The sequence below is a fragment of the Sulfitobacter sp. L-8 genome (assembly GCF_056859255.1).
In genome coordinates, this window is record NZ_JBSXOD010000042.1 from 154,116 (window position 1) to 167,928 (window position 13,813).

General features: G+C 56.3%; 10 protein-coding genes. 8 read left to right on the plus strand and 2 right to left on the minus strand.

Annotated features, from left to right (window positions below; all coding sequences use genetic code 11):
• Nucleotides 1-74: 74 nt before the first annotated feature.
• Nucleotides 75-1,643, plus strand: coding sequence for a class I adenylate-forming enzyme family protein (locus AC13DE_RS06975; RefSeq protein ID WP_483047466.1), 1,569 nt, complete (start codon nt 75-77; stop codon nt 1,641-1,643).
• Between the two features lie 43 nt (nt 1,644-1,686).
• On the plus strand, nt 1,687-3,231 hold the full coding sequence (locus AC13DE_RS06980; RefSeq protein WP_483047483.1) for an acetolactate synthase large subunit: 1,545 nt from the start codon (nt 1,687-1,689) through the stop codon (nt 3,229-3,231).
• 72 nt (nt 3,232-3,303) lie between these two features.
• Here AC13DE_RS06980 and AC13DE_RS06985 read toward each other — a convergent pair whose 3' ends face one another.
• On the minus strand, nt 3,304-5,742 hold the full coding sequence (locus AC13DE_RS06985) for a mechanosensitive ion channel domain-containing protein (protein ID WP_483047467.1): 2,439 nt from the start codon (nt 5,740-5,742) through the stop codon (nt 3,304-3,306).
• A 197-nt stretch (nt 5,743-5,939) separates the two neighbouring features.
• A complete protein-coding gene (locus AC13DE_RS06990) occupies nt 5,940-6,596 on the minus strand; it encodes a GntR family transcriptional regulator (protein ID WP_413842244.1) in 657 nt (218 codons plus the stop codon).
• 139 nt (nt 6,597-6,735) lie between these two features.
• Here AC13DE_RS06990 and dctP point away from each other — a divergent pair, with 139 nt between their 5' ends.
• From dctP to AC13DE_RS07020, 6 genes are all read left to right on the plus strand, one after another.
• Complete coding sequence (dctP, locus tag AC13DE_RS06995) at nt 6,736-7,719, plus strand: TRAP transporter substrate-binding protein DctP (protein WP_413842242.1); 984 nt, start codon at nt 6,736-6,738, stop codon at nt 7,717-7,719.
• A gap of 63 nt (nt 7,720-7,782) precedes the next feature.
• Nucleotides 7,783-8,331, plus strand: coding sequence for a TRAP transporter small permease (locus AC13DE_RS07000; RefSeq protein WP_446295370.1), 549 nt, complete (start codon nt 7,783-7,785; stop codon nt 8,329-8,331).
• On the plus strand, nt 8,331-9,647 hold the full coding sequence (locus tag AC13DE_RS07005) for a TRAP transporter large permease (protein ID WP_446295369.1): 1,317 nt from the start codon (nt 8,331-8,333) through the stop codon (nt 9,645-9,647). Before AC13DE_RS07000 ends, AC13DE_RS07005 begins: the two co-directional genes overlap by 1 nt.
• Nucleotides 9,644-10,900: a malonyl-CoA decarboxylase gene (locus AC13DE_RS07010; protein ID WP_446295397.1), complete on the plus strand. Its 1,257-nt coding sequence runs from the start codon at nt 9,644-9,646 to the stop codon at nt 10,898-10,900. Before AC13DE_RS07005 ends, AC13DE_RS07010 begins: the two co-directional genes overlap by 4 nt.
• The gene (locus AC13DE_RS07015) at nt 10,900-12,411 is read left to right on the plus strand and encodes a malonate--CoA ligase (protein ID WP_483047468.1); all 1,512 of its coding nucleotides are present in this window, start codon (nt 10,900-10,902) and stop codon (nt 12,409-12,411) included. The genes AC13DE_RS07010 and AC13DE_RS07015 overlap by 1 nt, the downstream gene beginning before the upstream one ends.
• 380 nt (nt 12,412-12,791) lie before the next feature.
• The gene (locus AC13DE_RS07020; protein ID WP_483047469.1) at nt 12,792-13,736 is read left to right on the plus strand and encodes a DMT family transporter; all 945 of its coding nucleotides are present in this window, start codon (nt 12,792-12,794) and stop codon (nt 13,734-13,736) included.
• Nucleotides 13,737-13,813 lie beyond the last annotated feature (77 nt).

The window sequence follows — 13,813 nt, forward strand, 5'->3', positions numbered from 1 at the left end:
GTTACAACTGATTCACGTGATGCCGACGCAATAATGTTGCGCGGTATTTGCGTGAATCAAATCAGGAAGCCCCCATGTTACCGATCAATCCTCCTGCGCCTGCAACTGCACCTACCCGCACAATCGTGGAAGTCGTGCGGGCCAACGCCCAGACCCATCCGGACAAACTGGCGCTGGTCTGTGAAAACACGTCGATAAGCTGGCGAGAGTTCGATAGGCAGATCAACAAGATTGCCAATCTGCTTCTGTCGATGGGCGTTGCCAAGGGCGATAACATCGCGATTATTTCGCCCAACTCGATCCCGTATGCAGCGCTTTTCATGGGTATTCTGCGGGCGGGGGCCTGCGTGACGCCACTGTCGACGATGGCGTCTCCGGATGCGTTACAGAAAATGTTAACCGATTGTGGTGCAAAGGCGATCTTTGTCGCGGTGCAATATCTTGATCTTGTCGAAGGGTTTGTCACCGATCTTGATATCGCCCGGTTCGCGCTTGATTTTGATCATCCGGCTTTCCAATCCTTCAGCGCGGCGGTGGAACAGGCGGATGTCACGGACCCGAACATCGCCATCGATATGTCTGATGCATTTAACCTGATCTATTCGTCAGGCACGACCGGCACGCCGAAAGGGATCCTGCATAACCACTGGATGCGCGCCGCGCAGATGGATCGGGTGTCCCCCAACGGCTATGATGATGACGCGCGAACCTTGCTGTCGACGCCGCTGTACTCCAACACCACGATTGTGTCATTCCTTCCCACTCTATACGGCGGGTCCACCGTATACCTGATGCCGAAATTCGACGCGCGCGGATATCTGGAAATCGTTGAGCGCGAAAAGATCACCCATACAATGCTTGTGCCGGTGCAGTATAAACGGATCATGGACGTTCCCGATTTCGAAGCGTTCGATTTGACCTCGATGAAGGTCAAGTTCTCGACCTCTGCGCCGCTGCGCGCCGCGGTCAAGGCCGACGTTCTGGCGCGGTTCCCTGGCAAGCTGCTGGAATACTACGGGCTGACCGAAGGCGGGGGTGTCACCGTCCTGAATTCGGCAGAGCATCCCGACAAGTTGCATACGGTCGGCCAACCGGCCCCCGGAAACGAGATCCGCTTGATTGACGAAGCAGGGAACGAAGTGCCAAGCGGCGAAGTCGGAGAAATCTGCGGCCGCGGCCCCACCATGATGGCCGGATACTACGGGCGCGATGACTTGACGGCAGATTATATTTGGCGCGACGATGCGGGGCGAGTGTTTTTCCGATCCGGTGATATGGGTCGCTTCGACAAGGACGGTTTCCTGATCTTGTCGGACCGCAAGAAAGACATGATCATTTCGGGCGGCTTGAACATCTATGCTGATGACCTTGAACTGATGTTGCTGGCGGATCCGGATGTGATCGATGCCGCTGTCATCGGCGTGCCGTCCGAAGCGTGGGGCGAAACCCCCTATGGTCTTGTGGTGCTTCGTGCAGGTGCGACCCGAACCGGTGACCAGATCTGCGTTGATGCCAATGCAAAGCTGGGGAAAAGCCAACGGCTCTCCGCTGTCGAAATCCGTGATACGCTGCCGCGCAGCTCTATCGGCAAGATCCTCAAAAAAGAACTGCGGGTACCCTTTTGGGACGCGGTGAAAACATGATTCAAAGGAATTAGATGTGAGTCAATCAACCGATGATACGCTTATGAATGGTGCCGAAAGCCTGGTGAAAACCTTGCTTGAGAGCGGGCTGGACACGTGCTTTACCAATCCCGGCACCTCCGAGATGCACTTTGTCGCCGCGCTGGATCATGTGCCGGGAATGAGATCCATTCTGGTGCTGCAGGAAGGTGTCGCGACAGGTGCCGCAGACGGGTATTTTCGGATGGCCCGCAAACCGGCCTGCACGTTGTTACACCTCGGGCCGGGGTTGGCCAACGGGTTGTCGAACTTGCACAATGCCAAGAAAGCCGGTTCAGGGATCGTCAACATTGTGGGCGAACACGCGGTAAGCCATATCGAGCTTGACGCCCCGCTGACATCCGACATCGAAGGGATCGCGCGACCCGTTTCGCACTGGGTGCATACGTCGATGTCAGCCTCAGACGTCGGGGCAGACGCGGCCAAGGCAGTTCAGGCTGCCAATCTGGCACCGGGGCAGGTGGCGACATTGATGTTGCCCAGTGACACCGCATGGAACACGGGTGGTAAGGTTGCTGAACCACTGGCATCGCTACTGCGGCCACCGTTCGATGCGACCGCTTTGGATGATGCCGTCGCGGCGCTATCGGGTCCTGACAGCCTGCTGTTGTTGGGCGGCGCGGCATTGACCGAGGATATGCTGGAAATCGCAGGTCGGATATCGGCGAAAACCGGCTGCAAGCTGTTGTGTGAGTGGGCCAACGCCCGGCTCGAACGTGGGGCAGGGCGGGTCGTGATAAATCGGGTGCCATACCCGATCGACCAAGCACTAGAGGTATTGAAGCCGTTCAAGCGTATCGTGTTGATCGGTGCCCGCGCGCCCATCGGATTTTTCGCCTATCCGGACAAACCGGCGATCCTGACGGCTGAGGGCACGCAGATCATCGACCTTTGCCGGACATCGCAGGATATCGCGGGGGCGCTGAACGCTGTATGCGACAACGTGGGGGCCGCCGAAACCCCACCCGCCGGCATTGCGCCAAACGCGGTGCCAGATAAACCCACAGGTCCGTTGGAGCCGGGCGGTATCGCCGATGTACTGGCCAGAAGCATTCCTCGTGACGCTATTGTCGTGGACGAAGCAATCACGACCGGACGCAGCTTTTTTCCGGCGACCGTTGGCGCGCCGCGGCATACGTGGCTGAACAACTGCGGCGGCTCTATCGGCTATGGCATGCCGGTTGCAATCGGCGCTGCCGTGGCCTGCCCCGAACGCAAGGTTCTTGCCTTGGTGGGCGACGGAAGCGCGATGTACACCATTCAGTCGTTGTGGACGATGGCCCGGGAAAACCTGGACGTGACGATCGTGATATTCGCCAACCGGGTCTACAAGATCCTTCGGGGTGAGCTGACCAATGTCGGCGTCAGCAACGCAGGTCCCAAGGCGATCGACATGCTTTCGTTGGACCAACCGACGTTGCGCTTTGTCGAAATGGCAAAATCCATGGGCGTGGACGCAACACAGGTAACCGATTGCGCAGCGCTGGAACTGGCTCTGGAGACCGGGTTGGCGACCAAAGGACCCTATCTCATAGAAGCCGTGATGTGAATTACACCTGAACGGTGACAGAAAGCCCGCAGTCAGATCAACGACTGCGGGCTTTTTATTCGTTTATAAGGCTCAGCGATCCGGGCCAGCGTCGAAATCGTCACTGTCTGGAACATCGTCAGACGTGATTTCCTTTGTGGGGGTATTTGGGGGTGTAGGCTCGCTGCGCCCATCCGAAGGCGGTGCGATCTTGAAAGGCTGGGTCGATCCATCCTTGTTCTCGCCAAGCCATATCGTCTGTTGCGGGAACGGAATCTCGATACCGCGTTCGTCGAATACAGCCTTGAGGTAGCCATTGAAGGTTCGACCGATGCCCCATTGCTTGCCTGGTTCAGTCTTGATGCGGGTGCGCAGGACAACGGCGCTGTCTCCCAGCGATTGCACCCCGAACCATTCCAGATCTCCGATGACGTTGGTCGAAATATCGGGCTCTTTTTCGATCATCCGCTCAAATGCATCGAACATCGCCTGTTTGGCTTCTTCGACGTTTTCGCGATAGGCGATGCCCATATCCGTGACCGTGTATGCAAAGCCGCGCATGTAATTGCTGACCATATCCACAGTGGAAAACGGGATCATGTGAAACACGCCCTGCACATCGCGCAGTGAAACGGATCGCACAGACAGTTTTTCCACCGTGCCGGTAGTGCCGCCTACGGTTATCACATCGCCTACGTTGATGACGTTCTCGAACTGAATGAACACGCCGGTGATGATGTCCTGCACCATCTTTTGCGCACCAAAACCGATCGCCAGACCCAGCACCCCGGCAGAGGCCAGAAGCGGCCCGATATCCAGCCCGATCTCGCTTAGCACAAACATCAATGTCAGGATGACCAGTGCAATGGTGGCCGCGTTGCGCAGCAATGTCAGCAGCGTGGTTTCACGCGACGACGGTATCGCACCGTATTCAGGGTTCAGTTTATAATCCACGAAAGACGTCAGGGCGAGCCAGATGGCGAAGGATACGAACAGGATCAACCCGACCGAGATAAGCGCAGTGGTTACCGACAACCCGACCTGGCTTTCCAGCCAGCCGCGCATGTCGATCATCCCCAGAACGTCCAGAGTGAACATTAGAACCAATACCAGCAAGATCAGTCGTAACACGCTGAAGGCGCGCGGTACAAACCGGTTGATCCTGCGCTCTAGCAACGGAAGCTTGGCATTGATATCTTCGGGTAACGGAATGCCGCGATGTACAGCTTTGGTTAACCAGCCCGACAGCAAGGCGGCAATAAGAATGGCAGCAAGTATCTTACCCGACCCGACAATGGCATTCAGCGTGATTTCGGCAGATTGCGTCATCAAGACGGTGAACATTACCGCGATATACAACAGGGCGACCCAGTGCCATATACCCGCTAAGCCGTTCAGCATTCGCGCGATAAATCCGTTCCGGGCTTTTTGGATAACCACGGGGTCGACGCCTTCGGCGTCTTCGGCCATGGCCGGATCCGCTTCGCTTTGCAGCCATCGCGTCACGTCCTTGCGGCGGCGCAGGACGATATAGACCAGATAGAGCAACACGAGAACCGACAGAACCGCCGACACACCGGCACCCGCGGCTGTATTCACGCTTTGGTTCACGATCGGTACAATAAGCAGCTGACCGTAGCCCAGGACGCTGACCACGATGCTAAGGTACCGCGTCAGCGATCTTGCGGCTGAATCGCTGACCGGTACCAGCCGCAGACCCGAAGCGATAGGCGACAGGAATGACCGGATGACGACCTTGGTCATTTCTACCAGCAAAAAGGCGTTCAGATACATGGTTTGGCGGATACCTATCTGGCCGAAATCGCCGACAGCTAGGATTGTGATCAGATACCCCGCTGCCCATGCGACCACGACGATCAGCGCGTCCAGCAAGTTCGACCCGAGAAAAAGGCCGATCGACCGAAGCAAGCCGCCGTTTTCGGCAGTGCGGCCCATTCGGGCGTAAAGACCACGTGCCAACCTGCGCAGGACCACGAACAAGACGACAGTGATGGCAATAACCGTAAGCAGGCCGGGGATCGCATCGAGCAATACAGAAAGCTCGGCCCCACTAAGCCCGGAAAACACGCCGCCGCCGCCCTTGAGCGATGCCCAGAAGCCCGACAACGTTGCTACGGTATCTTCGCCGACCCTTTGCGTCACCAAAGCGATACGACGCCCAAGCGAAGTGCCGTCTTCTTTTGCGACTTTCACGACCTTTTCCAAGACTGGTACGTCGGTCGTCGTGGTCGGGGCGGCACCCCCGACGGACGACTCGAGATCCGCAATAAGTGCGGCTCGCGCCTTGTCGTCCTTGAGAACTGTCAGCAGCGTGGCCAGCGGGTCCGCGTTGGCCGGATCCGCTGTCGGGCTTTCTGACGCAGGGGCCTCAGTCTTTGACGATCCCCCGGTAAAAAACGACTGCGCGTTGGCGATGGCAGGTACGAAAGAAAGAAGGAGCGCGACTAAAAACGCCCCGAACAACGTAAGCCAGGTTTGCTTCGCCATCGGGACCAATCGGGAATTTGTCATGAAGTCTCTCTTTTTTTGCCATAGCATTGCAGAAAACATAGAGGATTTGTCTCTTTGTCCACCCGCTTTCTATCGTATGACGTAACGGCTGGCCCGTCGAAAGCCCGTAGGTGCGCTTTGTCCTGGGCTCTGAACGGAAAACGCCATCGGGTAGGTTCCGTTCGGCGGGGATGGTGCGCGGGTCACCCGAACTGTCGCTAAATTGACTTGTCCTTGAGGCTCGTCATCAGGTGATTGAACTTTTCGCCCTGAATTGCCACGTGATCGCGCAAGGTATCCGCTGCGCGGGTACTGTCCGCATCGGTAAGCGCTTTCACAATTTCGCGGTGCTCGTCCATGGATTGTTTCATACGCCCACGCAGGTGCAGCTGAATACGCCTGAACGGCTTCAACCGTCTGTGCAGTTTCAGTGCTTCGCGTTCAAGAAATTCGTTTCCCGCACTCTTGTAGATGAGGTGGTGAAAATGTTCGTTCTCAAGATAGTATTGGTCTGCATCCCCCTGATCGAGAGAGCGCTGACATTTTTCATTGGCAAGCTCGAGCTCAGCAAGCGCCTCTTCCGAAATACGTTTGGCCGCCAATCGCCCGCAGGTCGCTTCGATTTCCGCCATGAATTCAAACATCTCAATCAGCTCCATCGGGCCGGGCTGGTGGACAAAGGCCCCGCGCCGGGGCTCTTGTCGGACAAGCCCGGAGGTGGCGAGCTTTTGGATCGCTTCGCGGACGGGGGTGCGTGAGACACCGAATAAAGTAGCGAGCTTTATCTCATCCAATCGCTCTCCATTCTGTAATTCGCCGGTAAAAACAAGGCGTTCCAGTTCTTTTGAAATTTTGTCAGCGGTACGGATGTTCATGCGGCAACGATATACCGAGCCAAAATAAACGCAAGGATGTAATTCTTGTATACAAAAAGGTTGACTTGTAATCCAGCAGGCAGGACTGTGCGCTGTAAGGTCTGTAAAAAAGGGGCCGAGCTTTCTGGGAGGAAACACAATGAGATTGAAACTGCTGTCCACTGTTGCGGCACTTGCGACTTTCGTCGCGGGGGCTGCCGTATCTGAAGAATTGCGCCTGTCGCACCAATGGTCAAATCAGGACGTCCGTAACAAGGTTGCACAAATCGTCGCCGACGAAGTGGCTGCGGCCGATGTTGATCTGGACATCAAAATTTTCGGCTCTCAGTCGCTGTTCAAAGCGCGCGAGCAATATACACCGCTAAGCCGTGGTCAGTTGGACATGACAATCCTGCCGCTTTCCTATGCCGGCGGCCAGCAACCTGCCTATAACCTGACGTTGATGCCGGGTTTGGTGAAAAACCATGATCACGCGGCACGGTTGAACAATTCAGATTTCATGAAGGCCTTGCAAGAAATAATGGCCCAGGATGATGTGATGGTGCTGGTGCACGGTTATCTGGCCGGGGGCTTCGCGGGCACCAAGGGCTGTATCACCAAGCCCGAAGACGTAGCCGGGCTTCAGACCCGTGCGGCGGGCAAGGCGTTTGAACAGATGCTGGCCGGTGCCGGCGCGTCAATTGCCTCCATGTCGTCATCTGAAATTTACAATGCAATGCAGACCGGCGTTCTGGACGCTGCCAACACGTCTTCATCGTCATTTGTGTCCTATCGCATTTACGAACAGGTGAAATGCTATACGCCTGCCGGTGATGTGGCATTGTGGTTCATGTATCAGCCGATGTTGATGAACAAATCCACATTTGAAGCTCTGAACGAAGAACAGCAAGCTGCATTGCTTGATGCCGCCGCCAAGGCGCAGGCGTTCTATCTTGAGGAAGCGAAAAAGGAAGACGCAGCTTCGGCTGATGTATTCCGCGAAGCTGGCGTCGAGATCGCAACGATGAGCCAGGCTGATTTCGATGCATGGCGTGCGCTGGCACAAAAAACGTCTTACGCGAAATTCGTGGAAGACACGCCAGACGGACAAAAGCTGCTCGATATGGCCTTGGCCGTCGAATAGCCTTAACCGAGGCGGCAGGCGCTGCCGCCTCATCCCCGTTCTTTCCTATATGTGAGTGTTCTGATGACAGGCCACCAAACCGTCACGCAAGCGCGCGTGGGCAACAACTATTTTCTCAAGGCTGTTGGGGCTATTTCCACACTGGCAGGGTGGACGTCTGCCACCATGATCGTCCTGGCTGTCGCCATCACCTGCCAGATGATCTTTGTGCGCTTCGTTCTGAACCATTCGACGATCTGGCAAACCGAGATGGTGGTCTATCTGGTGATCGCTGCCACGCTGATCGGTCTACCTTATGTGCAGCGTCTACGGGGGCACGTAAATGTTGACCTGATCCCGTTGATGTTACCCAGACCCGTGCGCTTTTATCTGTGTATTCTGACGCTGACAATTTCCATTGCGATCATCGCGGTGATGTTCTGGTATGGTGCGGAATTCTGGCACTTTGCTTACGAGCGCGGCTGGAAATCCGATACGGTCTGGGGGGTCCGTCTGTGGATACCCTATCTGTCATTGCCGGTCGGGTTGGGGCTTCTCATGCTTCAGTTGACCGCTGACCTGGTTGCTGTCGTACTGAAAATTGATCTCCCTTTCGGACTGGAGGATTCCTGATGGATCCGCTCACGCTTAGCGGCCTTGTCGCCCTGACCACGATTCTCGTTCTCTTTTCCGGTGTATCCGTGGCAATCGGATTGCTTATTGTGTCTGCCGGCTTTCTTCTGGTGTTTGATGGTGCCCGCTCGCTAGAGCTGATGCCCGAAATATTGTTTGGCAAACTTGATAATTTCGCTCTGCTGGCCATTCCGATGTTCATCATCATGGGGTCATCCATTGCCTCCACCCGGGCCGGCGCTGATCTTTACGAGGCGCTCGAACGCTGGTTGACCCGTGTGCCGGGCGGGTTGGTGATATCAAACCTCGGAGCCTGCGCATTGTTTGCAGCCATGTCCGGGTCTAGCCCGGCAACCTGCGCGGCGATCGGTAAAATGGGCATCCCCGAGATGCGCAAGCGCGGTTATCCGGATGGGGTCGCGGCGGGATCGATCGCCGCTGGCGGCACATTGGGTATCTTGATTCCACCTTCGGTAACGATGATCGTATACGGGATCGCGACGGAAAGTTCGATCGGCCGCCTTTTTCTGGCAGGCGTCATGCCCGGTCTGATGCTGGTCGGGTTGTTCATGGCTTGGTCGCTTTATTCCACCGCGCGCTCCGGCGACCGAGAGCTGCTGACCGCACGCGCATATAGCTGGCGGGAAAAATTTGAAATCCTGCCGCGTGTATTGCCATTTTTGATCATCATCCTGGGTGTGCTGTACGCGATGTACGGTGGTATTGCGACACCGTCGGAAACTGCGGCTGTCGGCGCGCTGCTGTGTCTTTTGATCGCAATGGTGATCTACAAACTATGGAACCCGCGCGATCTATGGGTGGTGCTGCGTGACAGCACGCGTGAATCGGTGATGATCCTGTTTATCATCGCGGCGGCGGGTGTGTTTTCCTATATGTTGTCGAGCCTGTACATCACGCAGTCCATCGCCGAATGGATCGGCACGCTGGACGTCAACCGCTGGTGGCTGATGGGGGCGATCAATATCTTCCTCTTGATTGCCGGTTTCTTTCTTCCGCCGGTCGCGGTCATTCTGATGGCTGCTCCGATCCTGCTGCCCATCATCGTGACCGCGGGTTTCGACCCGATCTGGTTCGCTGTTGTGCTGACCATCAACATGGAAATCGGTCTAATCTCACCGCCGGTAGGGCTGAACCTCTATGTCATCAACGGCATCGCGCCTGATATCCCGCTCAAGACTATCCTGTCAGGATCAATGCCATTCGTTCTCTGCATGGTGTTGGCGATCCTGTTGCTGTGCCTGTTTCCCGGGATCGCTACATGGCTGCCGGATCTGGTTATGGGGGCGGCGGTATGAGCTTGCTGGCTGACTTGCTATCGACCGTCTTTGACCGGCCGTCGCGGGCGATATCGCGTGCGAAATGGGATAGCCGCCCCATAGAGCAACTGATCGCTGATCTTATCGGGAATCGGGGCGAAATTCGCGGCATGACCCTCGCGCGGCAAATTCTTGACCGTTACGCCGTGATGGATGATGCCGAAAAGCTGGGGTTCTTCACGCATCTCGCCGTGGATCTCGATATCGACCCTGCTCAGGTACGTGCGACCTTGGAGATGTACGAGGCGACCCCGTCAAAGGCGAATTACCGGGCCTATATGGAGGCAGCAGAACCCCGGCGGCAGGAGTTCGTGCGCAGGCTGAATCAGGTTCCAAGCGCGACAGGCAGTCTGGTGGCGATGCGTCGCGACCTGCTTGGAATGGCGCGGGCAAACCCGAGTCTGGAAGCTCTGGACCTGGATTTCAGGCATCTGTTCTCATCATGGTTCAATCGCGGATTTCTGGTGCTGATGCCGATAAACTGGGAAAGCCCGGCGCATATTCTTGAAAAGATCATCCAATACGAAGCCGTACACGCCATTGATAGCTGGAGCGATCTGCGGCGGCGCATGCAACCTACGGACCGGCGCTGCTTTGCCTTTTTCCACCCCGCGATGCCGGATGAACCATTGATATTTGTCGAGGTGGCGTTGACCAAGGGAGTGCCCGGATCGATCCAGAAGGTTCTTGCCGACGGGCGCGATGTTCTGGATGCCGACAAGGCCGACACGGCTGTGTTCTATTCGATCTCGAACTGTCAGGCAGGACTGGCCGGTATTTCCTTTGGCAACTCGTTGATCAAGCAAGTGGTGGATGATCTTTCCAGACAGCTTCCCGGTCTCAAGACGTTTGTCACGCTTTCGCCCATACCCGGCTTGGCCGCCTGGGCCAAGGATATGGGGATCGAGGAGACCGTCACGCCGGACAATCTTCAATCGCTCGCGGCGCATTACCTGTTGAACGCAAAACGCGACGACGGGGCACCGCGTGATCCGGTCGCTCGGTTTCATCTGGGAAATGGGGCGATGGTACATGCGGTACATGTCAAGGCAGACACATCGGAAAGCGGTCAGGTGCAGTCATATGGGGCAATGGTGAACTATCTTTATGATTTGTCGGCAAACGCGCAGAACCACGAGGGTTTCGCGGATTCTTTCGCCGTTGCTGCCTCGACCGATGTTAAAGCGCTCGCCCGAGCTGCCAAAAAGAACGACACCAAAGGAACGATCTGATGTCCAACCCTTTGTATGAGACCCTGTTTGGCCGCCACGCAGGTAAAACCACCCCGTTCTTGCACCTTGAGAATGGCACATCGCTAAGCCACGCGGATTTTCTAGCGCGGGCGGCTCAACTTGCTCATGCGATGGTATCGCTGGGGGTCAGACCCGGTGACCGGGTTGCTGCCCAAATCGACAAGTCACCGGATGCGCTTGCGCTTTATGCAGCATGCGCGCAAGCGGGGCTGGTCTTTTTACCACTGAATACCGGTTATACGGCTGATGAAGTAAGCTATTTCGTCGAAAACTCCGGTGCGGCCCTTTTTGTCTGCCAGGACCATCGTCGCGCCGAAATGTCAGTGTTGGCCAAGTCCGCCGGGGTGTTCCTTGAAACGCTTGACCAAGATCAGGGCGGCAGCCTTGCTAAACGCGCAGACCGGCAACCAGCAGACTTTGACACGGTCGACCGTGACGGCGATGATTTGGCTGCGTTCCTTTATACGTCGGGAACCACCGGGCGGTCCAAAGGGGCTATGCTGACCCAAAACAATCTGCTGTCGAACGCGCAAGCCCTGGCAGAGCTTTGGCAGTTTACTGCACAGGACGTGTTGCTTCATGCCTTGCCGATCTTTCATACCCACGGGTTGTTCGTGGCGGTGAATGTGACGCTGGCCGCGGGTGGGTCGATGATTTTCCTGCCCAAGTTCGATTTGGATTTTCTGCTGGAAAACATGCACCGCGCAACGGCGATGATGGGCGTGCCGACGTTTTATACCAGGTTACTGGACGACCCCCGGTTTACCCGTGACCGGACCCGGGACATGCGCGTGTTCATCTCGGGTTCAGCACCGCTTTTGGCCGAGACACATGTTCATTTCGAAGATCGCACCGGCCACCGCATTCTTGAACGCTACGGGATGACCGAAACCAATATGAACACCTCAAACCCCTATGACGGGGAACGCAGGGCCGGGACAGTCGGCTTCCCGTTGCCGGGGGTTGAGCTCAAGATAACAGACCCTGCCACCGGTGATACCCTTGCAAACGGAGAGATCGGCCAGATCGAAGTGCGTGGCCCCAATGTATTCAAGGGCTATTGGGAAATGCCCGAAAAAACTGCTGCGGAACTACGCGAGAACGGTTTTTTCATCACCGGTGATTTGGGCCGGATCGACGATGACGGTTATGTCAGCATCGTCGGACGTGACAAGGACATGATCATTTCCGGTGGCTATAATATCTATCCCAAGGAAATAGAGCTGCTGATAGACGATCAACCCGGAGTGTTGGAAAGCGCCGTTATCGGGGTGCCGCACCCGGATTTCGGTGAAGCCGTCCTGGGTATAGTAGTCGCAAAACCCTCCGCAAACCCCGAGCCGGACCAGATATTGAGGAATATCTCGACGTCACTGGCGCGGTTCAAACAGCCGCGCGCGCTCATCTTCGTGCGCGAGTTACCACGCAATACGATGGGCAAGGTCCAAAAGAACCTATTGCGCAAGGAATACGAAAATTACGCGCAATAACGTATTTCCGCCCCTGTTTGCGTCAGCGGCGGGCGGTTCTTCAGAATTGTTTTTTTAACGAGTATCACGAGTTTCAGGATAACCAGTGTCGGGAACGAGTTTGATCTGAGGCAACGCCACCTGTGTGTTTTGGTGGCGTTGCCTTTTTTGGTTGGGGCGTCCCTCTGGGGGAGCGCGACTTGGAACGGCTAACTTGGAAGGCGTGGCAGTTGGTATGTGGTCTTGCCCTCACTGGGAACGCACCACGGCGCGCGCGGTGGTAACGGGGCTTGACGCCTCGCAATGGGCGGCCTTGATCCTATCCGCACGAATCGGGTCGTTTTCAGCAGGCTTGCCAGGTTACCAGAGGATAGCAACCTAACCATCTGGAACCGTCAGACATGACCAAAGCCCCGGCGCTCACCCTGGATCTGAAATCGACGATCATGTTGGTACTGCTCGCCGCAGTCTGGGGAGGCTCGTTTTTCTTTAGCGAAGTCGCTCTGACCGAGGTGCCGCCGCTCACCATTACGTTGCATCGCGTATTTTGGGCGGCACCGATATTGGCGTTGGTCGTGCTCTCCAAGGGGATTGAGATTCCACGATCTTTGCGGGTGTGGGGCGCATATCTAGTCATGGGGGCACTTAACAATGCCATTCCGTTTTCCTTGATATTTTGGGGACAGACGCAGATTGACAGCGGACTGGTATCGATCCTGAACGGCACCACCGCCGTGTTTGCGGCCGTTGTAGCAGGGGCTTTGCTGCCGGACGAGCCTTTGACAATGAAGAAGATTGTGGGCGCAGCCTTGGGTGTCGCGGGCGTGGCCTTTATCATGGGACCAGAGGCGTTGACCAATTTCAGCCTCAGCAATCTTGCACAGCTCGCCGTCCTCGGAGCGACATTGTGTTACGCATTTGCAGGTGTGTGGGCAAAAATTGCGCTTGCTGGCCAGCCACCGCTTATGAATGCCTTGGGCATGTTGACCGGCAGTACGGTGTTGATGATCCCCATTGTATTCGTGTTTGACGGTCCGCCGCAATTTGCACTTTCAATACAGGTTTGGGGTGCCCTGTTAGGTATGGCGGCGTTGTCGACAGCATTGGCGTTTGTGCTTTACTTCACCATTCTGGGGCGCGCCGGAGCCGCCAATCTATTGCTTGTCACCTTGCTCATCCCACCGTTCGCCATTGGGCTTGGCGCGCTGTTTCTTGGTGAAAGAATGGAGCTTGATGCCTGGATCGGGTTTGCCATCATTGGCCTGGGGTTCGCCGTGACAGACGGACGCCTGTTTTCGTTCAGGGCACGAAAAACGCCGGTCAGAACCGGGGTTGGCAGGCCTTGACCGGCTGTTGCTGGCGCAGTGTCAATTTGCGACCTCCCGCTGAACCACACGCTCTTTCGCTCCCACCACCGGGGACG